The organism is Bacillus sp. FSL M7-1345 (assembly GCF_038006985.1).
GTDB classification, from domain to species: domain Bacteria; phylum Bacillota; class Bacilli; order Bacillales; family Bacillaceae_G; genus Bacillus_A; species Bacillus_A cereus_U.
In genome coordinates this window covers 3,053,376-3,077,521 of the sequence record NZ_JBBOWG010000001.1, presented here as the reverse complement: position 1 = coordinate 3,077,521, position 24,146 = coordinate 3,053,376, and the positions used below count along the sequence as shown (strand labels likewise).

Here is a 24,146-nt window from a genome sequence, read left to right as displayed (position 1 = left end):
GCGATGTGTCGGTACCCCATTAATAGAAAACTACTGCAAGAGTTATAGTTTTATGTTTTTATTTCCCTTTTGGCATTTATCTTTTAATCAGATGAATGCTTTTTTTAGTACATAATAAAAAAATAACCAGAAAAACTGTCACAAAATCCGTTTTTCTGGTTTCTCTATAATACAGGCATCAAATTGAAAGTGAGGTTTAAACTAACATGTTAACCATAAAAAATGAAGAAAGTCATGCTTCTGATATGCCTTTTGAAGATTTATTTAAGCAGTACTATGCTTATGCTGTGAAACAGATTATATGGATTGTTAAAGATCAATCTATCGCTGAAGAGTTAGCACAAGAAGTATTTTTACAATTATATCGTAGCGACTGGAAAGTAATTGAAAACATACCTGGATGGTTGATTAAATCTTCTACTTATGTAGCTTATAACCATTTGCGATCTGAAAAAAGGCAACAAGCGAAGATTGATAAAGAAATACAATACCATGAAGTACAAAATGTTTCATCATTAGACGATGATTGGATAAGAAAAGAAGAAATTACAAAGGTACAAACGATACTAAATAAAATGAATGATCGAGAACGAACCCTTTTACTAATGAAATTCTCTGGTTTTCAATATAAAGAAATTGCAGAAATACTTCAAATTGAAATATCTTCTATTGGAACATTATTGGTCCGAGCCAAAATGAAATTTCGCAAGATTTATAAACAAATGGAGGAGGCATAACAAATGAAATGTTATGATGTCGGATTTATTCAAACATATATTGATGGAGAACTTTCTCATGATATAAGAAAGGAATACACAAAGCACCTAGATACATGTGAAGCATGCCAAGATTTATTAGTAGAAATCAGCAAATTAAATCAATGGGAAAACGTAATGCTAGATGAAGAATCTGCAAATTCACCACAAGAAATCAAAATTGATATAGAACAAGCATGGAAAACATTTGAAAGTCGTTCCAAGCTAGACAATGTTTCTAATATAAATCACAAAAAACAACAGAAGAAGGGACTCTTTACAAACATGAGTAAAAAATCAAAACGTTTCATGTATACAGCAGTAGCTGCAGCAGCACTTTTCACAACAGCAATGATTCCACAAGTACAAGTAGCGGCTACAAATGTTGCCTCATATTTTTCTGATGCAATTACAAATGATAAAGTTGTAAATGAAGGAATACAAGATGAAAATGGTGTCACACAAGATATGATGAAGAATGGTAAATATATTCCTATTGATGAAAAAATTACAGATCAAGGTATTACTGTACATTTCAAAGAATTATATATCGCAGATTCACGTATATCAGTTCATTATAGAATGGAAAAAGCTGACGGAAGTTTAGTACCATTTGAATTTGATACATCAGGATTAGAGCTTGAAAGTGATGGTAAAATTAATGGGCAACAAGAGGAAAACCCTGAGATTAAACATGAAGGGAGACTATCATTTATCCATGATTCAGATGACCGTCTTCCTTTTGAACTTATGGCAGCAGGTAAAAAATTAAATGATGTAGGCATTCGTGATAATGATAAACCCGAAGGTGTTGCTACATTTGTTATAGTTTCTGAGGGAAAAGACGATTTTAAACAGCCCCTTACTTTAGATGTAAATATAAATAGAATTGGAAAAGTAATTGGATCTTGGAAAGGTGAAATTCAAATTGATACTTCACATCTGAAAAATAATACTAATTAAAATGAAAAAAGGAATAGAACAATATGTATCTAATGCTCAGTTTATATGTTTTCTTGTTTTCGTTACATTTATTTCTTATATAGTTTTTACTCTATCTTTTATTTATGATTTAAGTTTATAACCTTAAATCAATCATTTAAGACCATTACAAGAAAAACCTCCCTAGAAAGGTAGGAAAATAAATAACCGGTTATTTTGTATCTAAAATGTGTCTAAACTTACAATTTTCTTTTTTGATATGGTGCCCCTATTGATAAAGAATTTTTTCGTTTAGGGGGTACTTCAAAACCTTAACTTGATGGCGATGGGGTAATATAAGGTTTTAGCTTGATAGCGATGGGCCATTGCCAGCAAGCTAAGAAAAACTAATACTCCAAAATAAGCTGTTTTGCTACAAGTTAGTACAACATTTCGTTCTGGGGGCACTATGGAATTTTAGTTTATTAGCGATAATAAATTAAAGAAATGATTAACCTTAGTTATAAAAAATTAATATATATAACAATAAAACCATCAATTTGAACAATCTTTTTTCAAATTGATGGTTTTTATTTTTGAAAAAATAACTATTTTATAAAAATATTTTTTTGACCCCCATAAAATTATTTGTTCCTTCGAATATATATAAGTAGAAGAAAACAAATGAAAGAAAAAGCTAAAATTACCAAAAATATAGCGAAGAGTTATTCAAAGATTGCAGCTAAAATAGAAAAGAGCAAGAAGAACAAGTGGTATTGCAAAAGAAAACAAGAAAGTAGTACAAAATACAGACTTCACTTTAGTACAAGTGGAAAAAATAGTCATATAAAATAGTCGGCCTCGAAAAATATGAGCAACAGCAAGAAGACAAGCCTAAAGAAAAGTACTAAGAAAATGTGGTTAAATGGTCACTTGTTTAGTGACCATTTTGCTATTTGAAGCAGAAGGAGGCAGGGAGATTACTAGTGTTGAGTTTAGTAATGAAGATCTTAAAAAAAACGAAAATAGAAGATATCGTATTTAACATACAAAACAACGGAGGAGATAAGGAAGCTTTTATCGTACAGTATCAGCCGTTTATTAGAAAATCAATCTCGTCTGTCTGCCGTCGATATATTACAGAACAGGATGATGAATATAGCATTGGGTTGTTTGCTTTTAACGAAGCAATTGAACAGTATTCATATAAAAAAGGGAAATCTTTTCTAGCGTTTGCTGATCTTCTTATAAAAAGAGATGTAATTGACTATATACGCAAGGAGTCTAAGCATAATCTTGTCTTTTTAAAAGAAGATAAGCAAGAGGAAATGTTAGAAATGCAAGTATCGCTTACGGAGTATATGAAAGAGATGGAAAATAGTAACCGTAAGGAGGAAATTCTTCATTTTCAAAGTGTGCTAGCTGAGTTTAAAATCACATTTTCAGAGCTTGCTAAGGAATCTCCTAAGCATCGTGATACGCGTGAGCACTTAATAGAAATTGTAAAGATTATTATAAAAGACGAGAAAATGATGGAAGAGCTGTTCAGAAAGAAAAAGTTACCGCTGAAACATATTGAACCGCGTGTTAGGGTAAGTCGTAAAACGTTGGAGCGACATAGAAAATACATTATTGCGATGTGTATTATTTTTGCAAACAACTATACATATATTCTTGATTATATAAGAGGGGAGAAGCATGATGAATAAAGGAATTGTGATGGATATAAAAAAACATAGCGTAGTTGTTTTAACTCCAAATGGAGAGTTTATTACGTTTAAAAGACAAGTACACTCTTACATGATTGGAGAGGAAATCTTGTTTAACAAACAAGAGCAAAGAGCACCGCGTTTTTCAATCCCTTCTTTCTTAAAGCCTGCATCATTACTTGTTACTTGTTTTCTATGTGTGTTGCTGTTTTTCTACAACCAACCGGAAGAAAAAGTATTTGCTTATGTCTCAGTGGATATAAATCCAAGTTTAGAGGTGAGCGTAACAAAGGATCTTCGTGTTATAGATTTGCGAGCTTGTAATGATGATGGAAGGCGTATTTTAAAAGAAATGAAACGATGGGAAAATAAAGACCTGCAAGACGTAATACGTACTATTATAAAGCAGAGTCAAGAGGATAAGTACTTAACGAATGATAAGCAAGTTATGCTAACAGCTGTTACAAAGGACAAGTCGCTAGAACCACAGTTGGAAAAGGCTATGCAAAAATTAAAGAAAGAGTATGAGACAAAACACGTTACAGTCGTATATCAAAGCAGTACGATGCAAATGCGAGAGAACGCCAAGAAAGCAGGAGTTGGCACAGGTGTTTATATAAAGCAAGATGAGAAGCAGAAATCGATTACTCCTCCTGCACCGCCGTCTAATCAAGGGGAGCGCGATGAGGAGATACATTCGCAACCAAAGTCATCTCCTGATGTATCATCGGATTCGTCTCCTGTAAAAGAAGAAAGATACGAGAAACAAGAGCGTATAGAACAAAAGCAATCCAAGGAACAGCAACCGAAGCAAATAAAAGAAAATAATGGACATCAGCAAGAAAACAACGGTAGAGGGTCTCAGCAAGGAAATAATGGACATCAGCAAGAAAACAACGGTAGAGGGCCTCGAAAAGAAAATAATGGACACCAGCAAGAAAACAACGGTAGAGGGCCTCAAAAAGAAAATAATGGACACCAGCAAGAAAACAACGGTAGAGGGCCTCAAAAAGGAAATAATGGACACCAGCAAGAAAACAACGGTAGAGGGCCTCAAAAAGGAAATAATGGACACCAGCAAGAGAACAATGGTAGAGGGTCTCAAGGAAATAATGGACATGAGCAAGAGAATAACGGTAGAGGATCACAGCAAGGAAATATAAACGAAAATAACGGGCCTGAAAATGAGGACAAAAACGTTCCTACCACACAACATCAAGGGAATGAAAAGAAGAATCTATAGAATATTGAAGGTGGGAATTCGTTTTATGGTAATAAACCCATCTAGTTTCAAACTGAAGGAATTTTTAATATTTAAATTTTTTAATTGACGGACATAAAATCGTATATCCTTTCGAATTATATATATGGATATCATTAATATTTATATAAAAGGGGAGTAAGAAATATGAAAACAAAAAAAGAAATGTATGAAGAGGTTGCTGAAGCATTGAAGGTATTGGCGCATCCTGCCCGTTTATCCTTAGTAGAAATAATGATTACAAAAGGCCCTACTAATGTAACAACAATGTATGAAACATTACAAATGCCTCAAAGTACAATTAGTCAACATTTATCCAAACTAAGAGCTGCTAAAATCGTTACAGGTACTCGGAAAGGATTAGAAATTTATTATGAAGTAACGGATAATCGTACAAAAGCAATATTATTAAGCTTGGTTTAAATGCTGACTTTCTAGACTTCAAAATTAAGAAGAGGATAGGAAAGTAATTCTGTGGCTATAATTTTTAAGACTTTTATAACACCGCAAAACGAGAGAATGTACATTTTCACATGAAGATGCACATTCTCTCGTTTTGGAGGTGTTTGTATTTCTTAGCTTGATAGCCCTATGTGTACTACCACGAATAGAACGGTATCTTTTATATATTTTCTTTCGTAATATTAACCCCATATTCCCTATAAAAATCTAAAATTGTAGATGCATTCACACCCAAATCTAATAGATTTTCCGGAAAGTAAATTTCAGAATCCGGAACCACAATATCAGATGTTAGCAAAATGTTCTCTGCTTGGACAGCTGCTCCTAAAGCAGTAAGATGTGTCTGTCCTAATGGATCTGATATGTTCACACATCGTCTATGCAATACACCAGTAGCATCATAACCTTTAAGGTGAATAACTATGTTATGTGCACTTCCCTTTCCGGGTTTATAGAGAATATTTTTCCGTAAATCGGTAAATTTTTCTCCGCTAATCATTTTCCAAATCCCTGTATTCACCAGAGAAACCAGTCCATATGTAGATATTTTACTATCAAAAGCAATACGAAAGTTAGCCGAAACAGCATGAATTGATTCTGGCAGGGTTACGTGATCAGGAGTATCCAAACGATAACATTTGGTTATATAACCGTTGGGAAAGCGGACTTTGATTGGATTAGTCATTGGATAAGCCTGTCGCATTCCCTCTCGAGCTTTGACTTCAAATGGAATAGTTAACCGGTCCATATATGCTGTTGAATTTGGTCCTGCTTTGTCTTGAAGAGAATATAGTGCGTTGATATCAACCGTAACCTCTTGAAGATCTTTTGAATAAATTTTAGAAAAAAGGGCTGCTGTCCCCCCCATCCACCCTGAAGCTAATACAACAGGGGATTGGACCTCAACATTTTTTAATCGATCAATAGAACTCTTAAAGCGTTCAGTCCAACGAGTAATGTCAACCAATGGGATTTTTTTTCGAACTGCAGATAGAAGTAGTCTATCTTGCGGGTCATTAACCGCATTAACAACTAATGTGAAATTATCATCCGAATTTCTTAAAGGATCATCTGTTGTGTTGTCTACCTTGACTATTTTTACTCTCTCTGATTCAAAAGGTAACGCTTTCCCTAAGGTTCTTCCCCCTAATCTAATTTCCAAATCAGGATGTCGATCATGTAAAATTTGAGCAATTTGACTACCAACAACTCCATACCCACCAACAATTAATACTGTTTTCTTATTCATCTGAAACCTCCATTTTAATTAGTATGAGATTGTAAGTTTAAATGATTAAAAACTTAAACATTTAAACGTAATGTCGCTAAAAAAAGGGACAAAAGGTGTCCCTAAACTATAAATGAGTACCTAATTCTTACATTCATCTTCAACTAAAGAAACAAGTTCTTTTAAAAGATTTATTGTTTCATTAAATTCAAGACAATAATACATTTCAGTGCCTTTTTTCTGAACTTGAAGTAACCCTGATTGTTTCAATATTTTCAAATGATGAGATACAGTAGGTCTTGACATGGGAATATGCTCCGCAATTTGCGTCACATTCAAGCTATCTTTATCAATTAAAAGTGATACAATTTGCTGACGAGTTGGATCTCCCAACCCTTGAAAACATGGTCTTAAATTTTCTAAAATATGCATTACTTTATCATTACAGTTCATTTCGCTAACATTACCTTCCGTTTAAGAATTTAATCATTTAAACGTATTATAAATTACATTACTATCTAATGCAATAAAGAAGTAGCACCAACTTTAAGTATAAATATAGAAAGTTTCATAAACAGCCATTTTCGTTTTTTCAGATTTGTAAGAATGTTGGTTCTTTTTTTGTAACAATTGCCAAATCCATTCCAGCTACAACGAGGACAAACACACGAAATTCACGAAGCCTATATCAAATTGGGATAGTAACACATCGGTATCAAGTTTAAATTTTATAGTGCCCCCAAAACAGAAACTTTTTGTCTTTTATAGCAAAGAAGTTCATTTTGGGGGTAATCTATTTTCTTAACTTAATAGTGATGTGACGATACTCCTATTACAAAATTTCAAAAGAATTCTTTGCATAGAAGATGTAACAAAGTAGGTAGGGTTCTTTTAGTCATTTAATCTTTTCATCTGATGATCTTTTCCCCATTCAAATAGTTCATTCATAATTTGCATTAAAGATTTTCCGTGTTCACTTATTGTGTACTCAACCTTTGGTGGTACTTCTTGATATACGGTACGATGAATAATCCCATCAGCTTCAAGTTGCCGAAGTTGTTGTGTAAGAACTTTTTGTGTAAGGTTTGGAATTTCTCGTTTGATTTCATTTGTTCGCATTTTTCCATCCATCAAAACACATAAAATATAAACTTTCCATTTTCCGCCGATTACATCGAGTGTTGTTGCAATTGGGCAGTCATCATTTTGATTCATATAACACCTCCAAAGGTACCTCAAGGTTCCTATAGTACCTGAAAGTACGTACTTTTCAATTATATGTGACTCATTCATACTAATACTAAAGGGTTTGAATTATTTATAAGGGGGAAGAAACTATATGAAAACACTTGTAATTGTAGCACATCCTGATATTGAAAAGTCTCGAATTAATAAAAGATGGATAGAAGAGCTTGAGAAACATTCCGATGAAGTTACGGTGCATGAACTATATAAAGCGGCACCAAATTGGGAGTTTAATGTTGAAGAGGAACAAAAGCTGTTAGTAGAACACGACCGATATATATTTCAATTTCCATTTTATTGGTATAGCTCACCGCCTTTATTAAAGAAATGGTTTGATGATGTGTTAACGTATGGATTTGCTTACGGATCTAAAGGGGATAAAGTGAAGGGAAAAGAGTTTGGTGTAGCTATTTCTATAGGTGGATTAGAAAAAGACTATGAAAATAGCGGGATTACAATGGCTGAGTTGACGAAACCATTTCACGCTACAAGCTTATACACGGGAATGGAATTTATACCTTCGTTTTATTTATATGGTGCAGAATATAAGCTTAGTGATGAAGAGATTAATAAAAGTGCACCTGAGTATGTACGATATGTGATGAATAAGGAGTATTCAAATATATAAGAGGAAATAGCCATTTACTTGTTAAGTAGATGGCTATTTTTATTGATTTTATATTCACTAAGTGTAATCTTTAGTAAATTAATAATTAATCTGGTAAAATAAAAAACCTAACATATATAAAGGGGAGTTTTACTTGAGAACGATGCGACAATTATTACAAAAAAGAGCAATGCAATCACCAAATTTGGAAGCGCTTGTAGGGGGAGAGAAAAGATATTCATTTCAGCAGTATAATGAACGAGTAAATCAGCTTGCACATTATTTGTTACATAACGGTTTGCAAAGAGGGGATCGTATAGGAATCCTATGTAAAAATAATCCCCCGTTTCCAAGCGTTCTGATGGCAAGTTTGAAAATTGGAGCGGTATTTATTCCGCTAAATCATCAGCTTACTGCTTATGAATTAGAAACGATTGTAAAAGAAGCAAAGTTAAAAGTATTAGTTATTGATGAAGAATTTAGTGAAGTGTTATTAAAGATTGATGCTATTAAAGAAATTCCTTATGTAATTAAAACGACAGAAGAAGGCTTTGGTTCATTTGAATTAAAATTGCAAGAACAGCCAATTACAGAACCGAACGTAGAAGTTCATGAAGATGATGATGCGATTTACTTATTTACTTCAGGAACGACTGGACAGGCAAAAGCATGTGTGATTGGACATAAAAACTTACACTATTATTTTGCTGAGATTGCGGGGCAAAGAGAAATTCCAGCAGGTGAACGCTTTTTATCAGTGCATCCATTGTTTCATATGAGTGGGGTGCTTTCTATTTTAAATTGCATTTATCATGGCATAACGATGATTTTCTTATCTGATTCAAATCCTACTCTTATTTGGGATAAGATTGAAGAAGAGAAAATTACTACGATGCTTGCGTTTCCAGCGGTTTATAGTTATATGCTTGATGAACTAAATAAAAAAGAGCGTAACATTTCAACCTTTAAAATAGCGCAAAGCGGTGGTACAAAAGTGCCAGAAACACTCATTCAAAAATATATGAAAAAAGGAATATATATGGTGCAAGGGTATGGTAGTACAGAAGGCTGGGTTGTAACCTCATGGCATCCAATGATGGGAAAAGAAAAGATGTCTTCTGTAGGAAAAACTCTTAAACATGTAGAATTGAAAATTGTTCATCCAGAAACAGGTGATGAACTAACAACAAATGAAGTTGGAGAGATTCATGTAAGAAGTCCGTACATGTTTAAAGGATATTGGAATAATGAAAAGGCGACAAAGAAGGTAGTAAAAGATAATTGGTTTAACATGGGCGATGCTGGCATGATAGATGACGATGGATTTCTACATATTATGGGAAGATATAAAGACGTTATCGTACGCGGTGGTGACAACGTATATCCAGATCAAGTAGAAGATGTTATTCATGAAATAAACGGTGTTTTAGAAGTTGCAGTAGTTGGAATTCCAGATGACTTTTGGGGTGAGATTCCAACAGCTTACATTGTAAAGGACATTCAAACACCTTTAACAGAAGAAGAAATTATTCAACATTGTAAGGAGAAACTAGCAAACTATAAAATACCGGAAGTTGTATTTATGGACGAATTACCGAAAAACGCTTTAGGGAAAGTGTTGAAGAGGGAATTAAGGGAAGTTGTTATTTTAAAATAAAAAAGTTGTTAAACTATAAGGAATCCAGTTATGTAGTAAGCATAACTGGATTTTTGTTTATAAAAAACATAATAATTTACTAGATTTTGTATTTTGTGTAAGATAATAAAGAATATTCAATTAATAATTAAAGGAAGAGATATAAATGAAGCTGCCACTATTACAAGTAGAGACAGAGAGACTGATTATCCGTCCATTTCAAAAAGAGGATTATGAAAGTTGGTTAGATGGATTCAATAAGAGGTTACCATCTCAATATAAATACGATGATGGCTATCATGACATGTCGTCTTCAACAAAGGAATGGTTCACGGAATGGATAAGAGGATTTGATGAGGCGGCACGACGGGATGAAATGTACGTTCTAGGTATTTTTCAGAAAGAAGATGGCGCCAATATTGGAAAGCTAGAGCTTATAAAAATTTTACGTATGGACTATCAATGGGCAATGATGGGCTACTCTATTCATAATCAATATTGGAAAAATGGATACGGAGTAGAAAGTGTAATAGCTGCGCTGCCGTTATTTTTTAATGGCCTTCATTTTCATAGAATCGAATTACATATACATGTTGATAATGAGCCATCCGTTCGTTTGGCAGAAAGAGCTGGTTTTTCATTTGAATGTATGAGAGAGGCGTTTTCTATGGGGAATGGTAAGTGGGCAGATTTTCTTATTTATTATAAAAATAAGGAGACGGATATATGAGGGTACTTATTACAGGTGGAAATCGAGGATTAGGGTTACAGTTAGTAAAAGTATTTCATGAGAATGGGCATATCGTTTATCCGCTAGTTAGAAGTGTGGAAGCGATAGAACAGTTAAAACAGATGTTTTCTTCTAGATGTTTTCCTATATTAGCAGACTTGTCAGATGATGAGAGTACTGAGTGTATTAAGAAGCAAGTTGAGGAGTATACAGAGTATATTGATTTAGTTATAAATAACGCCGGAATTACTGGAAAGGAAACTGAGGTTTTACGTACCAATTCAGAAGAGTTAACGGACCTATTTAACGTTCATTGTTTAGGTGTTATTCGAGCTATAAAAGGTACATATCCGGCTTTAACTAAGTCGAACCATCCGAGAATTATTAATATATCCTCTCAGTTAGGGTCATTACATAAAATGGCGGCCAAAGAGTTTCCTCAAGGAGAGTTTTCGTATTCATATCGAATTGCGAAAGCAGCACAAAATATGTTAACACTCTGTTTACAGCAAGAGTTTGCGGATAAAGGAATTCGTGTAACCGCCATTCATCCAGGGAAATTAAAGACGGACATTGGTGCTTCTGATGCGAATATGACTCCTGCTGAAGGAGCACAAAATATATATGATTGGGTAATAGAATCAAATGAGGATGTGTCAGGGAAGTTTATTGAGCCGGGTGTAGGTGAATTGAAATGGTAATGTACGATCTTTCAATTATTCAAAATGCATTTAGGTCTTTCAAAAAATGTTAAATAGATTATCAAATGCAGTAATAATTGAAGATATAGAAGAAAGACCGGAATATATCCGGACTTTCATTACCTGTTCAACACTTCAATATAAGAAGCATCCCCAGCTGTTCTAATAGTAGAGCGGAAATTATTATGTTCTAAAGTTTCAGCAACTTGTTTTAATTGCTGTGCATCATCGTGATGAATGAGTAAACTATCTGCACCACTTTCTTCTATATGAATATGTTCAACATTTCCAATCGCTTCATGTATAGCTTTTAAAAATTCAGGTTTCATATTGTCCTCCTATATGTATGTAACGTCGTTACATAGTATTTCCTTATTTTTGAAATATAAAAGTAGAAGAAAGGAGAAATGAAAATGAATATAACGCAGTTTAAAGAACATATTACATCTCTTTTTGAAGAGCATCTTAATAAATACGGTGATGACGAGTATGGTTTCACTCACATTAGTAAAGAGGAATTTCACAAAATAGGTTACACGACAAATTTGACGCTAGAGACGATTGAAGAAGCATATCAAAATGGGGTTGATATGATACTTACACATCATGCGCCGTGGAGTTTTTTATTCGGTATGGAAGAGGCTTGTATTAAAAAATTAAAAGAATATGAAATGAATCATTTTTGGATTCATTTGCCGTTAGATTTTGTAAAGTTTGGCACGTGTACGTCGTTATTTAATGAAATTGGGATAGATACAATACTGGAATATTCCACGTATGAGGAAGAAGAGCTACCAGGAATAGGAGAATATAAAGAAGCGATTCCCTTTTCAAACTTAGTTGGAAAACTTGAAGAGAGAATGGAAGAGAAAGTGAAGAGTTGGAAAAACCATGATAAGCCAGTAAAACGGATTGCGATTTTAACAGGTGCAGGAAATAATACAAACCTTATTGAGCGTGCACTAGAAAAAGGTTGTGATACGTACATAACAGGAGAAAAAACATTATATACAGTACAACATGCGAAATTTAAAGACATTAACTTAATTGTAGGTAGTCACACATTTACAGAAGTATTTGGTGTGGAAAGTTTAGCTCGTAAGTTAAAAGAAAGAGACAATTCAATAGAAATTACTAGATTAAATGAAGATCATTTGGAGTGAGGGAAATGGTAACGATATATGCAAATTATGGGGAATCAAAGGTGAAGTTAACGTGGAAAAAAGATTGTATATTGCCAGAATACGAAAGAATTACGAGTGTTCACGGTTTTTGTTTTCATAATAAAAAGGTTTTACTAATAGACCATGAGCAGCGTGGTTGGGACTTTCCTGGTGGGCATATAGAAGAAGGGGAACTACCAGAAGAATGTTTTAAAAGAGAAGCGTGGGAAGAAGGTTATGTAAAAGGAGAATGTACTTTATTTGGATATATTATCGTTGACCATAGTGATAATCCAAGTTGGAATGAAAATAGTCCGTATCCAAAAGTAGGGTATCAGCCGTTCTACCGGATGGAGATTAATGAAGTGCATAAGTTTGACGGTGAGTATGAATCCGATAAAAGGATGTTTGTTAGAGTAGAAGAGGGTGCAGCGTATCATTATAAATGGAATGAATTATATGATGAAATCTTGAAAGAAGCCGTTTTAATAAAATGAAAATTAATTTCTGTAATATTAAGATGTTGGAAGGGATTCTCTTGTAATTGTCAAATAATAGTAAAGTTGTCTTTTGAATTGAGGGAATCTTCAGATGTAAGGGTGAGTGAATGGACATTTCAGTAATCGCTAAACAACTAGTTAATGAGAAGGTTATTTCACATTATCCAAATAGCATGAAAGTGTTGAGCGGAGGAACGACAAGTACTGTATATTTGTTGGATGGAAGATATGTTGTAAAGTTGAATAAATCGGAAGTGGTACGTGAAGAAGCTGATTTTCTTTCTTTTTATGATGGGAATACTTTATTTTCAACACTTTTGTTTAAGGATCCTTTAAACAGATATATTGTGTATTCCTTTCTTGTAGGGACTACTTCGTGCGAACTTGGGTATAAGAGGAGCACACTTTGTACACTTGTAAAAGAAGTAATTAATACGTATGAAATAGTTCCAGAGGTAGATAGATGGGGATGGAAAGATAGTCCGGTTCAATCTTGGGCAGAATTTTTATTAACAAATGTAATGAAAGTTCGTGAAACATTGAGGCAGTACATAAGTGATGAAGAACATCAGCTTGTTCTTACACTTGTAAATAGTCCAAAAAGAAGTACTGGAATGGATAGACCGTTTTTAATACATGGTGATCTTGGATTCCATAACTTAATATTTCAGGATAATAAGTTATATGGTGTGATAGATCCTTTACCAGTCTTAGGAGATCCTATATACGATTTAATTTACGCATTCTGTTCAACTCCGGAAGATTTAACAAAAGAAGTGATTGGTTATGCGATAAAACCATGTATATTTCATAAAAAAGAACGAGATTTATATGAGGAAATAGTCATAGGCTTATATTTACGTATAGATACGTGTATAAGGCACTACCCAAAAGATTTAGAAGATTACTTAGTAGCTTGGCGTTATTGGATGGACGAAATTCAGCTTATCAATTGAAAATAAAAAAGCAGAAAACTATCAACAAATATCAGCTTAATAAAAAATTAAAGGGATAGGAGAATGACTATGAACAATTTCGTTTGTACAACGTGTGGCGTTCAGTATGCAGCGAGTGTAGAAGAACCGGTAAGTTGTCTTATTTGTGATGAGGAGAGACAATATATTAATCCGAAAGGGCAGTCTTGGACGACTTTAGAAAACTTGCAAACGAGTGATACATATAAAAATGAAATTATAGAAGAAGAAAATGGGCTTTATAGTATTACGACAAAACCAGAATTTGCGATTGGTCAAACGGCATTTGTAGTAAAAACAGAGTCATATCGTTTGCTATGGGATTGTATTACTTATTTAGATGAAACGACAATTGAGAAGATAAAAGAGTGGGGCGGATTAGATGCGATTGCACTATCTCATCCGCATTATTATTCAACACAAGTAGAATGGGCAGAAACATTTGATGTGCCAATTTATATACATGAAGACGACAAAGAGTGGGTAATGCGCCCGAGTAGTCGTATCATTTATTGGCCTGGCGAGTCTTTACGATTAGCGGATGGAATTACTGTTCATCGTCTCGGAGGACATTTTAGTGGCGGTTCTGTATTACACTGGGAAGAAGGAAATGATGGGAAAGGTATTTTATTAACAGGTGATATCATACAAGTTGTAGCGGATCAACAGTGGGTGAGCTTCATGTACAGCTATCCAAATTTAATTCCATTACCGGCGAGAAAAGTTGAGGAAATGGCGAATCGAGTGAAACCGTTACAATTTGATCGTTTATATAATGCTTTTCACCGAGTAGTAAAAGAAAATGCAAATGAGGCAGTGGAACGTTCTGCTGAAAGATATATGAAAGCGATAGAAGGAAAGCTGTTTCATACGTAAAAGGAGAGTTAGCTTTATGAAAACGTTAGTATGCTTTGGGGATAGTATTACAGCTGACGAAACATTTTTTGATGGAACGCCGAGGTTAACACCACGTTTGCAAGAGATGTTTCCAAATTGGAAAGTGGTTAATGCAGGTGTTCCGGGTGATAATACGTTCGATGCGTTAAATAGGATTGAAGATGATGTATTATCATATAAACCAGACTTTATAACAGTTTTTCTTGGTACGAATGATGCAGTTTCTTTTGCTCAAGTTCCATTACAAGCATATAAAGAAAATTCAGAGAAAATTGTAAGTGCGATCTCACCAGAAAAAGTATTACTTATTAGTCCTGCACCAGTTGATGAAGAAAGACAACGTAATAGAACAAATGAAATACTCGGTCAGTATGCAGCGGTGGTAGAGGAAGTAGCAAGAAAAACAGGGAGCCATTTTCTCAATTTATATGCTGAGATGATTCAAGAAGAAAATTATAAAATATTCGTAAAAGATGATGAAAAAGACGGTTTACACTTTGGACCACAAGGTTATGAGTATTTAGCGAAGTTAATTTGTGAAAAGTTAAAAGGAATTCTGTAAGAAGCAAAGCGTGGGCGCTTTGCTTTTTTTGTACTTCTTATAATGAATTAGCTGAATCACAGAAGTAGACGATTCCTGTACTAAATGTTTAGTACCTATAGCACTTTAAAGTACATACATTTTTAATGAGTTAAATATAATTCATAATAGCACCAGTAAGAAGAAAACAAGCTTTACGGTACTATAGAGTCTGGTGATTCCGAAAAATGTAAATTGGTATAAAACAATTAGGGAGGTTAAAGATATGAGTGCTTCAAATTTGAGTGAAATAAGTAAACAAATATTAATAGAGGAGGAAACACTTCAATTTTCCTCTTTTACAAATGAAGATGCCTTGCAATTAGGTTTATTTATCGTTGAAACAGCAAAGCGAGAGGGAAAGTTGATTGCTGTTGATATAACCAAAAATGGTGTGCAATTATTTCATTTCAAGATGACAGGGACAACTGAGGAAAATACGAAATGGATTGAGCGTAAAAAACGGGTCGTTTCTCTGCATAATCATAGCTCGTATTATATGCAGATAGAAAGTGAAATAAGCGGAATTCCATATCATGAAAAATACCGTTTAGATGGCTCGGAATATGCTGCGTTTGGTGGATCCTTTCCTATCCAAATAAAAAATGTAGGGGTTATTGGAATGATAACAGTCTCAGGATTACCACCAGAAGTAGATCATGAATTGGTTATAAGAGCAGTTAAAAATCATTTAAATCAATAATAGAAGTAATTTTAAAGGTTAAATAAAAAGGCAAAAATGAACATATTCCTGTTCGTTTTTGCCTTTTTATTATTTCTTTTTCGGTCTACGTACTAACTCGCCGCCGCAATTTGGGCAAACGTTTTGTCTTTCCTCTGTACATGGTGCACAAAATGTACATTCATACACGCAAATGTATGCTTCAGAATCGGGCTGAAGGGAATGGTCGCAAATTTGACAGTTTGTTTTCATTTCTAATGCCATAGTATCGCTCCTTATTATTTGAAAGTTCGTAATTTAATTATAATTAATATTGTAGTGGATGTCCTTTTTAAATGAAAAGAAATAAAAGGATTATGTTGTTGTTTGAAATGAAATAGGTCTATTTATTTTTAAATTGATTATTTAGTACAGTTGGAATATTATGAAATAGTCAAAAGACAACAGGGGGTATATATTTTGACTAATCATAACGATTATTTTCATGTAGAAGAGGATGTAAATCACAATAGTTTAAAAGCGGACTGTGAAAAATGTTTTGGTTTATGTTGTGTAGCATTACCGTTCGCTGCATCAATAGATTTTGCGGTAAATAAAGATGGCGGTAAACCTTGTGCAAATTTACAATCAGATTATAAATGTAGTATACACAGAGATTTAAGAGGAAAAGGATATAAAGGTTGTACAGTATTTGAATGTTTCGGTGCTGGGCAAAAGATTTCTCAAGTTACGTTTAAAGGAATTGATTGGCGGACAGATGCCGAGCATGCGCGAAAAATGTATGATGCTTTTCCGGTAATGCATCAGCTTCATGAAATGCTTTGGTATTTGAATGAGGCTATTCTATTAAAGGCGACGCAGACAATTCATAAAGAGCTGAAGGAAGCAATTGAAGAGACAGAGCGTCTTTCTAATTTAAGTCCAGATGAGTTAATGAAAGTAAATGTGCCATTACACCGTGCAGAAGTGAACATTCTCCTTTTAGAGACGAGTGAATTAGTATGGAAGGAAATGAATGTTGCACGTAAAAAACGAATCAGTCACCGAGGGACAGATCTTATGGGAGCTAATCTTAAAAAGAAAGATTTACAAGGGGCAAATTTAAGAGGAGCTTATCTTATTGCGGCTAATTTACGAGATGCAAATTTAAGGGGAGCGGATCTCATCGGAGCAGACTTGCGAGATGCAGATATTCGCGGGACAGATTTTACAAATAGTATTTTTCTTACGCAAGTTCAAATTAATGCGGCGAAAGGGGACAAACATACGAAATTACCGAAAGTGTTGTCTCGTCCAGCTCATTGGACTGCGTAAAGAGTATGGAGTGAAATAGTTTGGATATTTATACGAACAGGCAGAGACTAAGTCTCTGCCTGTTTTTTTATACTATTTTTGCTTTTCAAAAGTAGTAATTAAAACACTGCATATAATAAGGATACCACCAATGAAAAAGTTACTGCTTAATGTTTCATTTAATAAAAGCCAGCCCAGTAGCGAACCAACGATAGGTTGGAAGAAGAAAAATAATGAACCGATGCTAGCATCCATTAATTCTAATCCTTTATTCCAAAGGAAAAATGCACCTGCGGTTGAGACGATTCCTAAATAGAGTACTCCTAATAATACGTACATGTTCATATGTTCAATAGGAGTTGATTGGAATTCCCACACCATAAAAGGTGTAATAAAAAAGAGTGAAAAGAATATTGCATACGTTGTAATAATTAAAGATGAAAATCGAGTTGAAGCGATTTTTACATAAATGGACAGTAAAGCCCATGTAATAGCGGCTCCAACTAAAATGATTGTACCGATAAAATAGGAGCCGATTTCAATATCCCATCCGATAACGATAATGACACCGATTGTCGCTATGATAGTAGATAAAAGTCTACGAGTGGTTAGTTTTTCTTTTAAAATAAGCGCTGCAAATATAACCATAAATGCAGGTGTAGCTGATGTTACTAAAGAGCCTGTATGAGCGTCGGATAATTTTGTCCCGATGAATTGACATGTAATCGAAATGAAGTATCCGATGAAGCCAATCCAAGCGAATAATAGCCAATCTTTTTTGTGTATGGTTACTTTTTTCTTTTGCTTTTTTTCAGTTGTTTTCAAAATCACATATAAAACAACAAAAGCGATAATAAAGCGTAGCCAAACGAGTGTAAGTGGCGGGATAAAGTCGAGTACGTATTTACTAACGACGTACATACCGCCCCAAATACTTGCTGCTAGTGATAAACATATAGCTCCTAAAATTGTTTGTTTCATGTAAACTACCTCCGTCTATTTTAGGGTATTATGAGTTCCCTAAGACGAGGCAAAGTGTATGTGTTAAATGAATGCCCGTCTTAGTTTATAGACGGCCTACAGGTTGATCGTTTTCGAATGAAGTGTTGTAGTACATGAGTGCATTCCTCCTTCATAATTTTATAATGATATTATAACTTAATTTTCAGTTTATTGGGATGGTTATTGTACGGAGTTGATTCTTTAGAAAATGGTGGTTGTCTAAGAAAGCATAGTATATGGTAGAAAAACATATTTTAAAAATAAAAGAAACCAATTACATAACTGGTAAGTATATTAAGAGTAGGATGAAAAAATAGATTGTTAGAGAAAGAGGAGGAGATTTCCATTACTACAACCGTTATCTCTCATTTTTATAACGAAGAGTATTTATTACCATGGTGGCTAATGCATCATACGAAACTGTTTGATCATGGCATTTTAATTAATAAAGGTTCTACAGATCGTTCAGTTGAAATTTGTAAAAAATTCGCACCGCATTGGGAAGTGCGAGATTCTGCAAATCCAGAGTTTGATGCCTTAGCGACAGATCATGAAGTGATGAGAGTAGAACAAGAAGTAAAAGGATGGAAAATGATTTTAAATACGACTGAGTTTTTTTGTGTACAAGATAAAAACCAGTTTTGGAAATCACTAAATGAATTGGGAGGGAGGATGTATTGGTTGGAAGGGCTTATTATGGTCGATGATCTTAACTATAATTATCCGGAACTTAACTTTGGAATACCTTTAATGAAACAGCGATTTCACGGTTACTTACCAGAAAATTGGGCGTTATGGAGAAGAGGTAGATTTATTCATAATCATGAACATGGAAGTTATACGGTGGGAAGACATTTATCCGCGCATGAATCTATGATTTATCCGCTTCTTGCTTGTATATTATGGTTTGGATTTAGTCCGTGGAACGATGCGATGAGAAAGAGAAAATTACAAATTGGTCCGACTCTTTCTGAAGCTAGTAAGCATGTGGGAATGGGGACGCACCATATTATTACGCCGGAAAGATTAGAAGAATGGTATAAGGAATTAGCGAGAGGGACGAAGGATTTACGTCTTAGTGGTGTGTATCGTTATGTTTTTTTATAGATGATTCCCACCATAAAATTGTTTCTTCAATTCCGCTGTTAAGATCATATGTTGGTTCCCAGTTTACTTCAGTTTTTAAACGTTCCGCATTAACTCCGACAAATAAAGGTTCATCTTTTGGAAAAGGGATAGTGCCAAGTTTAATTAAATCTTCTTTTCCTATTTTTTTTGCAATGATAGAAGCTAATTCTTTAATTTGTATAGATTGACCAGAAGCGATATTGATTGTGCCTGTAACGTTGCGTTCTAATACTGTTACGAGAGCATCAGCGACGTCACCCACATGGAGGAAATCTCTTGATTGTTTTCCATGTGTACATAGAGCTTCCTCATTTTTTAACAAGGAAGTGATAATGTTAGAAACGAGCCGATTCCCTTGTTCGTGAGGGCCATACATATGAAAAATGCGGCCCCAACACATGCTGAGGCCTGTTTGTTGTGCGTATGATTGTAGCCAGGAGTGTAGTGCGTTTTTACATAATGAATACGGGGTTTTATAAGAAAGAAGCGGTGAATCTTCAAATAGTACGCCGTTAAACCATTCATACTCTGCGCCAGTACCGGCAATAACGACTCGCTTTCCGCCGCATGTTGTGAAGTGTTGAATCAATGAAATACTAGATTTTAGCCAATAGTAATTATTAATTGAAACATAGCATGCTGGTGGCACTGCTTCCCAGGCGAGGTGAATGAGATGGCTAGGCTGAATATCGGAAATGAATTTTTTTACTTCGTCATCGCGAAGCAAGTTTACTTTATGCCAATGGCAAGGAAGGTGAGAGGGTTTATTTTTATTATACGTGGCATGCACTTCATACCCGTTCTGTATAAGTGAATGTACGACATATTTACCTATCCAGCCACTACCACCGGTTACAACAACTTTCTTCATGGCTCGATCACCTCAACTTCTGGAACCGTCACTAAAAATTTACCGCCCCATTGACGAATGAAAGAGCATTCGTTCATAATCTCGTCTTTCAAATTCCAAGGAAGTATGAGAATGTAATCTGGTTTTGTACGTTTAATTTCTTCAGGAGACTTAATTGGAATACGAGTTCCTGGTAAAAGAAGATTTTGTTTATGAGGGTTTTTATCTACTGTATAAGCTAGAAATTCTTTACCTATCCCGCAATAATTTAAAAGGGTGTTTCCTTTAGCAGGAGCGCCGTAACCGATAATTTGTTTGCTTAAAGCTTTTGCCTCGATAAAAAACTTTAAAATATTTAATTTCAATTGTTCGATGCGTTTAAAAAAAAGGAGATAGCAATCTAATGTATTTAACCCGTGGTCGACTTCTTTTTGAATTAATTTTGTAACATTGGAATGGATAGTTGATTGGGCACTTAGATGGTTTATAAAAATACGCAACGAACCACCGTGCGTTGAAAGTTCTTCTACATCAACAATTTGTAAATGATGATGAGTTAAAACTTTTTGAAGGCTTATAAGTGAGAAATAGGAAAAGTGCTCATGGTAGATAGTATCAAACTGTTTAAAGGATATGAGGTTTAATAAGTGTGGGAATTCAATTGTTATCGTGCCATCTTGTTTTAATAACGTTTTTAAACCGGCAACAAAATCATGTAAGTTTGGAACGTGTGCTAATACATTATTTGCGACGATTAAATCAGCTTTTGGTAATTTTTTCGCTAAGTCATTACTGAAAAAATTCACATGAGTAGGAATTCCTTTTTGGATAGCAATTTCTGCTACGTTTTTTGCTGGTTCAATTCCTAACGTCTCGATTTTTTCTTTTTGAAAGTATTGTAATAAGTATCCGTCGTTACTCGCGATTTCAATCACTTTCGAATGGTTTGTTAAGTTGAAACGCTTAATTGCCATTTCTACATATTGTTTAGCATGTAGTAGCCAACTTGAGGAGTAAGAGCTGAAGTATAAATAGTCATGAAAAATATTTTGTGGAGATTCAAATTCATCTAGCTGCACGAGTAAACAAGAGTTACAAACAAATGTGTGCAGCGGATAAAATGGTTCCATTTTATATGAATTTTCAGGAGCTACAAATGAGTTAGCGAGGGGAGAAACACCTAAATTTAAAAAGTATTGGTTAGTAATGAGTGGCAAAAACGGCATTTTTTCTGTTCCATTTTATAGCCCCCTTATAAGTTTTTGAATGTATCGATTTGTTGTCGCGTGAAAGATTCCATATTTTCACCGGATACATATTTTTTGTACCAATCAACAGTCCAAGCAATAGAATTATCTGTTGATAACTTAGGAGTCCAACCGAGTTTATTTACTGCTTTTGTACTATCGAGTGTTAAAATAGGTGATTCATAAAGAGTATTTGTATGGGGAGAAAGGATTGTTAGTGGTTTATTCCATAATTTCATTATAGATTGAATGACATCATGAACTGTTCTGTTAGGTTCATTCATCGGGCCGAAATTCCACGCTTCTACATATTTGGTGTCTTTCCAAAGTTTTTCAGCTAAAAGGATATAGCCATGTAAAGGATCTAATACGTGTTGCCACGGGCGAATAGCGTTTTTGTTTCTAATATTTAACGTATCATCTTGTAAATATGCACGAATGATATCTGGGAATAATCGATCTTCTGCCCAATCACCACCGCCGATGACGTTACCTGCTCTGACTGAGGCAAGTTTAAGAGTGTTAGTGTGGAAGAATGATTTTTGATATGACGTTGCAACTAGTTCAGCGCAAGCTTTACTAGCACTATAAGGATCAAACCCTCCTAGTCGGTCTTTTTCCACAAATGCTCGATCGCCACTTCCATCATTCTCATAACATTTATCACTTGTAACGTTAATAATGACACGTACGCTTTCGACGGACTTGGCTGCTTCTAGTACGTGAACAGTACCTAAAACATTCGTTTTAAATGTATCAATGGGATTTTTGTATGAAGTGGTTACGATTGGCTGAGCTGCTAAATGAAATACTATGTCGGGTTTATGCTGATTCATGGCATGGAATAAAGAATCGTAATCTGTAATATCGCCTTTCAGTGTCGTGCACTCTTTTGCTACGTTACATTGTTCAAAAAGATTAGGGATTGATGGAGGGTGAGAAGAGTATCCAATTACCTCCGCGCCTAAAGAAGTTAAAAAAAGGGTGAGCCATGAGCCTTTAAATCCAGTATGTCCTGTAATAAATACTTTTTTCTTATTCCAAAAAGATGATGAAGCCATATTACCAGACCTTCCACGGAGCGTTATTATTTTCCCATAGCTTGACTAATTTATTTTTATCGCGCAATGTATCCATGGGGTGCCAAAAACCAGTATGCTGAAAGGCTGCCAGTTCATTTTTATTTACTAGATGCACTAAAGTTTCTGTTTCGAAAACAGACTTATCTCCACTAATATAATTGAAAATATCAGGATTTAAAACGAAAAAACCACCATTCACCCATCCGCCATCACCTAATGGTTTCTCTTGAAAGAATGTTACAGACTGTTTATCTAATACGAGAGAACCGAATCTGCCTGGTGGTTGTACGGCAGTAACAGTAGCCATTTTGTTGTGTTTTTTATGAAATGCAATGAGTTCTTTTATATTTACATTACTTAATCCATCGCCATAAGTGAGGCAGAAAGGTTCGTCCCCGACGTAATTTTGTATTTTCTTAACTCGTCCACCTGTTTCGGTATTTAGACCGGTATCAATCAGTGTAACTGTCCAGGGTTCTATACGATGAGAATGGTTAGTAATTGTATTGTCGCTTAAATGTATCGTGAAATCGGACATGTGTAAGTTGTAATTTAGAAAGAATTCTTTAATTGCATATCCTTTATAGCCTAAGCAAATAATAAACTCAGTAATTCCGTAATGACTATACAAACTCATAATGTGCCATAGAATAGGCTTTGTTCCAATTTCAATCATAGGTTTTGGTTTTAAATGAGTTTCTTCCCCAATCCTTGTTCCGTATCCACCTGCAAGAATAACAGCTTTCATTTTTTCCTCCTAATTATAAAAAAAATTTGATATCGATGTTATTATGATATGTACTTAAATTAGAAAGGAACGGGCAATTTCATGGTTATATTTCGTTCGTTTTGGTTTTTTGAATTTAAGTATTTTATTATATAATTAAATTAATAAATTAGATTGTATAAGATGAGACGATAAATTTTGTATAAATTATGAATGATAAACCGTCACGTTTGACTGTACAGTTTATGTATTGTATGATAATAGTAATATAAACAAGGGGGGAAGATCGTTGGGAAGGTGTATCGAATCGGACAGTTGGCTCTCATGGCTCACGTGTCGAAACGAACGATTGATTATTATACGAATCTAGGAATCTTAAAAGCGGAGCGATCTCAATCTAATTATCGCTATTACGACGAAACAGCATTTGAGACATTACAATTTATTGAGAAGTGCAAAGAAATGCATATGCCGCTTTGTGAGATTAAAGAGAGAATCGAGGAGAAGAAAAAGCTGCTCGGTATCAATGAACACGTTTCGAAACAAGTGAATGAAGTGACAGACCATATTCATAGATTAGAAGCAGAGCTAACGGAGTTAAAGCCTCTTTTAGATGAATTGACTGATTCACAACGTGAAAAAATATCGAAATCTTTATCAGGTCAAACGACAGCTTTAATACAGACACTTATTCTATTATTATAGAATAAGTGAAATCCGACCTCTTTAATTTTTGTATCGGGCTATGTTTTCTAACGAACAAATA

The 24,146-nt window shown here is 34.5% G+C and carries 28 protein-coding genes and 1 pseudogene; 19 read left to right on the top strand and 10 right to left on the bottom strand.

What is annotated here, in order from left to right:
• Positions 1 to 206: 206 nt before the first annotated feature.
• The 6 genes from MHB76_RS16080 to MHB76_RS16055 all read left to right on the top strand — a co-directional run bounded on the left by MHB76_RS16080 (position 207) and on the right by MHB76_RS16055 (position 5,069).
• Complete coding sequence (locus MHB76_RS16080; RefSeq protein ID WP_048543752.1) at positions 207 to 737, top strand: RNA polymerase sigma factor SigX; 531 nt, start codon at positions 207 to 209, stop codon at positions 735 to 737.
• A 3-nt stretch (positions 738 to 740) separates the two neighbouring features.
• Positions 741 to 1,718 (top strand): DUF4179 domain-containing protein, encoded by a 978-nt coding sequence (locus tag MHB76_RS16075; RefSeq protein WP_078174523.1) that lies wholly within the window; start codon positions 741 to 743, stop codon positions 1,716 to 1,718.
• 642 nt (positions 1,719 to 2,360) lie between these two features.
• Positions 2,361 to 2,531, top strand: coding sequence for a hypothetical protein (locus MHB76_RS16070; protein WP_176108015.1), 171 nt, complete (start codon positions 2,361 to 2,363; stop codon positions 2,529 to 2,531).
• Positions 2,532 to 2,662: 131 nt separating this feature from the next.
• On the top strand, positions 2,663 to 3,385 hold the full coding sequence (gene sigI, locus MHB76_RS16065) for an RNA polymerase sigma factor SigI (RefSeq protein WP_002099727.1): 723 nt from the start codon (positions 2,663 to 2,665) through the stop codon (positions 3,383 to 3,385).
• Positions 3,378 to 4,628, top strand: coding sequence for an anti-sigma-I factor RsgI family protein (locus tag MHB76_RS16060; RefSeq protein WP_340988198.1), 1,251 nt, complete (start codon positions 3,378 to 3,380; stop codon positions 4,626 to 4,628). Before sigI ends, MHB76_RS16060 begins: the two co-directional genes overlap by 8 nt.
• A gap of 165 nt (positions 4,629 to 4,793) precedes the next feature.
• A complete protein-coding gene (locus MHB76_RS16055; RefSeq protein ID WP_016105526.1) occupies positions 4,794 to 5,069 on the top strand; it encodes an ArsR/SmtB family transcription factor in 276 nt (91 codons plus the stop codon).
• Between the two features lie 199 nt (positions 5,070 to 5,268).
• Here the strand turns inward: MHB76_RS16055 and MHB76_RS16050 are convergent, their stop codons facing one another.
• From MHB76_RS16050 to MHB76_RS16040, 3 genes are all read right to left on the bottom strand, one after another.
• Positions 5,269 to 6,357 carry a hypothetical protein gene (locus MHB76_RS16050; protein WP_002161057.1) on the bottom strand — a complete coding sequence of 363 codons (1,089 nt, stop codon included), beginning with the start codon at positions 6,355 to 6,357 and terminating at the stop codon, positions 5,269 to 5,271.
• Positions 6,358 to 6,477: 120 nt separating this feature from the next.
• Positions 6,478 to 6,789, bottom strand: coding sequence for an ArsR/SmtB family transcription factor (locus tag MHB76_RS16045; RefSeq protein ID WP_000995769.1), 312 nt, complete (start codon positions 6,787 to 6,789; stop codon positions 6,478 to 6,480).
• A 438-nt stretch (positions 6,790 to 7,227) separates the two neighbouring features.
• Complete coding sequence (locus MHB76_RS16040) at positions 7,228 to 7,551, bottom strand: winged helix-turn-helix transcriptional regulator (RefSeq protein WP_002137377.1); 324 nt, start codon at positions 7,549 to 7,551, stop codon at positions 7,228 to 7,230.
• A 124-nt stretch (positions 7,552 to 7,675) separates the two neighbouring features.
• On the opposite strand from MHB76_RS16040, the gene MHB76_RS16035 reads away from it, so the two are divergent.
• The 4 genes from MHB76_RS16035 to MHB76_RS16020 all read left to right on the top strand — a co-directional run bounded on the left by MHB76_RS16035 (position 7,676) and on the right by MHB76_RS16020 (position 11,255).
• The gene (locus MHB76_RS16035; RefSeq protein ID WP_078174522.1) at positions 7,676 to 8,209 is read left to right on the top strand and encodes an NAD(P)H-dependent oxidoreductase; all 534 of its coding nucleotides are present in this window, start codon (positions 7,676 to 7,678) and stop codon (positions 8,207 to 8,209) included.
• Positions 8,210 to 8,342: 133 nt separating this feature from the next.
• On the top strand, positions 8,343 to 9,845 hold the full coding sequence (locus MHB76_RS16030) for a class I adenylate-forming enzyme family protein (RefSeq protein ID WP_078174521.1): 1,503 nt from the start codon (positions 8,343 to 8,345) through the stop codon (positions 9,843 to 9,845).
• Positions 9,846 to 9,990: 145 nt separating this feature from the next.
• On the top strand, positions 9,991 to 10,554 hold the full coding sequence (locus MHB76_RS16025; protein ID WP_002199821.1) for a GNAT family N-acetyltransferase: 564 nt from the start codon (positions 9,991 to 9,993) through the stop codon (positions 10,552 to 10,554).
• Positions 10,551 to 11,255 carry an SDR family NAD(P)-dependent oxidoreductase gene (locus MHB76_RS16020; RefSeq protein WP_078174520.1) on the top strand — a complete coding sequence of 235 codons (705 nt, stop codon included), beginning with the start codon at positions 10,551 to 10,553 and terminating at the stop codon, positions 11,253 to 11,255. The genes MHB76_RS16025 and MHB76_RS16020 overlap by 4 nt, the downstream gene beginning before the upstream one ends.
• A 119-nt stretch (positions 11,256 to 11,374) precedes the next feature.
• Here MHB76_RS16020 and MHB76_RS16015 read toward each other — a convergent pair whose 3' ends face one another.
• Entirely contained in the window at positions 11,375 to 11,584 is a 210-nt protein-coding gene (locus tag MHB76_RS16015) for a hypothetical protein (protein ID WP_002066340.1), read from the bottom strand.
• An 84-nt stretch (positions 11,585 to 11,668) separates the two neighbouring features.
• Between MHB76_RS16015 and MHB76_RS16010 the strand changes: the two genes are divergently transcribed.
• The 6 genes from MHB76_RS16010 (at position 11,669) to MHB76_RS15985 (ending at position 16,072) form a co-directional block, all read left to right on the top strand.
• A complete protein-coding gene (locus MHB76_RS16010) occupies positions 11,669 to 12,418 on the top strand; it encodes a Nif3-like dinuclear metal center hexameric protein (RefSeq protein WP_016105521.1) in 750 nt (249 codons plus the stop codon).
• Positions 12,419 to 12,423: 5 nt separating this feature from the next.
• Entirely contained in the window at positions 12,424 to 12,915 is a 492-nt protein-coding gene (locus MHB76_RS16005; protein ID WP_088079248.1) for an NUDIX hydrolase, read from the top strand.
• 110 nt (positions 12,916 to 13,025) lie between these two features.
• The gene (locus tag MHB76_RS16000; protein WP_078174518.1) at positions 13,026 to 13,874 is read left to right on the top strand and encodes a phosphotransferase; all 849 of its coding nucleotides are present in this window, start codon (positions 13,026 to 13,028) and stop codon (positions 13,872 to 13,874) included.
• 69 nt (positions 13,875 to 13,943) lie between these two features.
• A complete protein-coding gene (locus MHB76_RS15995) occupies positions 13,944 to 14,768 on the top strand; it encodes an MBL fold metallo-hydrolase (RefSeq protein ID WP_078174517.1) in 825 nt (274 codons plus the stop codon).
• Between the two features lie 16 nt (positions 14,769 to 14,784).
• On the top strand, positions 14,785 to 15,351 hold the full coding sequence (locus MHB76_RS15990; protein ID WP_078174516.1) for an SGNH/GDSL hydrolase family protein: 567 nt from the start codon (positions 14,785 to 14,787) through the stop codon (positions 15,349 to 15,351).
• A 244-nt stretch (positions 15,352 to 15,595) separates the two neighbouring features.
• Entirely contained in the window at positions 15,596 to 16,072 is a 477-nt protein-coding gene (locus MHB76_RS15985; RefSeq protein WP_078174515.1) for a heme-degrading domain-containing protein, read from the top strand.
• Positions 16,073 to 16,141: 69 nt separating this feature from the next.
• Here the strand turns inward: MHB76_RS15985 and MHB76_RS15980 are convergent, their stop codons facing one another.
• Positions 16,142 to 16,315: a DUF1272 domain-containing protein gene (locus tag MHB76_RS15980; RefSeq protein WP_001162783.1), complete on the bottom strand. Its 174-nt coding sequence runs from the start codon at positions 16,313 to 16,315 to the stop codon at positions 16,142 to 16,144.
• 195 nt (positions 16,316 to 16,510) lie between these two features.
• Here MHB76_RS15980 and MHB76_RS15975 point away from each other — a divergent pair, with 195 nt between their 5' ends.
• Positions 16,511 to 17,365 (top strand): pentapeptide repeat-containing protein, encoded by an 855-nt coding sequence (locus MHB76_RS15975; RefSeq protein WP_078174514.1) that lies wholly within the window; start codon positions 16,511 to 16,513, stop codon positions 17,363 to 17,365.
• Positions 17,366 to 17,437: 72 nt separating this feature from the next.
• Here the strand turns inward: MHB76_RS15975 and MHB76_RS15970 are convergent, their stop codons facing one another.
• Positions 17,438 to 18,325 carry a DMT family transporter gene (locus MHB76_RS15970; protein WP_078174513.1) on the bottom strand — a complete coding sequence of 296 codons (888 nt, stop codon included), beginning with the start codon at positions 18,323 to 18,325 and terminating at the stop codon, positions 17,438 to 17,440.
• 339 nt (positions 18,326 to 18,664) lie between these two features.
• On the opposite strand from MHB76_RS15970, the gene MHB76_RS15965 reads away from it, so the two are divergent.
• The gene (locus MHB76_RS15965) at positions 18,665 to 19,453 is read left to right on the top strand and encodes a glycosyltransferase family 2 protein (RefSeq protein ID WP_078174512.1); all 789 of its coding nucleotides are present in this window, start codon (positions 18,665 to 18,667) and stop codon (positions 19,451 to 19,453) included.
• Here the strand turns inward: MHB76_RS15965 and MHB76_RS15960 are convergent.
• The 4 genes and pseudogenes from MHB76_RS15960 to rfbF all read right to left on the bottom strand — a co-directional run bounded on the left by MHB76_RS15960 (position 19,422) and on the right by rfbF (position 23,401).
• Complete coding sequence (locus MHB76_RS15960) at positions 19,422 to 20,345, bottom strand: NAD-dependent epimerase/dehydratase family protein (protein WP_078174511.1); 924 nt, start codon at positions 20,343 to 20,345, stop codon at positions 19,422 to 19,424. The two genes, MHB76_RS15965 and MHB76_RS15960, sit on opposite strands and share 32 nt — an antisense overlap.
• Positions 20,342 to 21,564: pseudogene (locus MHB76_RS15955) on the bottom strand (methyltransferase domain-containing protein). Before MHB76_RS15955 ends, MHB76_RS15960 begins: the two are co-directional and overlap by 4 nt.
• A gap of 12 nt (positions 21,565 to 21,576) precedes the next feature.
• Positions 21,577 to 22,632, bottom strand: coding sequence for a CDP-glucose 4,6-dehydratase (gene rfbG, locus MHB76_RS15950; protein ID WP_340987111.1), 1,056 nt, complete (start codon positions 22,630 to 22,632; stop codon positions 21,577 to 21,579).
• Position 22,633: 1 nt separating this feature from the next.
• Complete coding sequence (rfbF, locus tag MHB76_RS15945) at positions 22,634 to 23,401, bottom strand: glucose-1-phosphate cytidylyltransferase (RefSeq protein WP_199709997.1); 768 nt, start codon at positions 23,399 to 23,401, stop codon at positions 22,634 to 22,636.
• 276 nt (positions 23,402 to 23,677) lie between these two features.
• Here rfbF and MHB76_RS15940 point away from each other — a divergent pair, with 276 nt between their 5' ends.
• Entirely contained in the window at positions 23,678 to 24,085 is a 408-nt protein-coding gene (locus MHB76_RS15940; RefSeq protein WP_033710905.1) for a MerR family transcriptional regulator, read from the top strand.
• Positions 24,086 to 24,146: the final 61 nt, after the last annotated feature.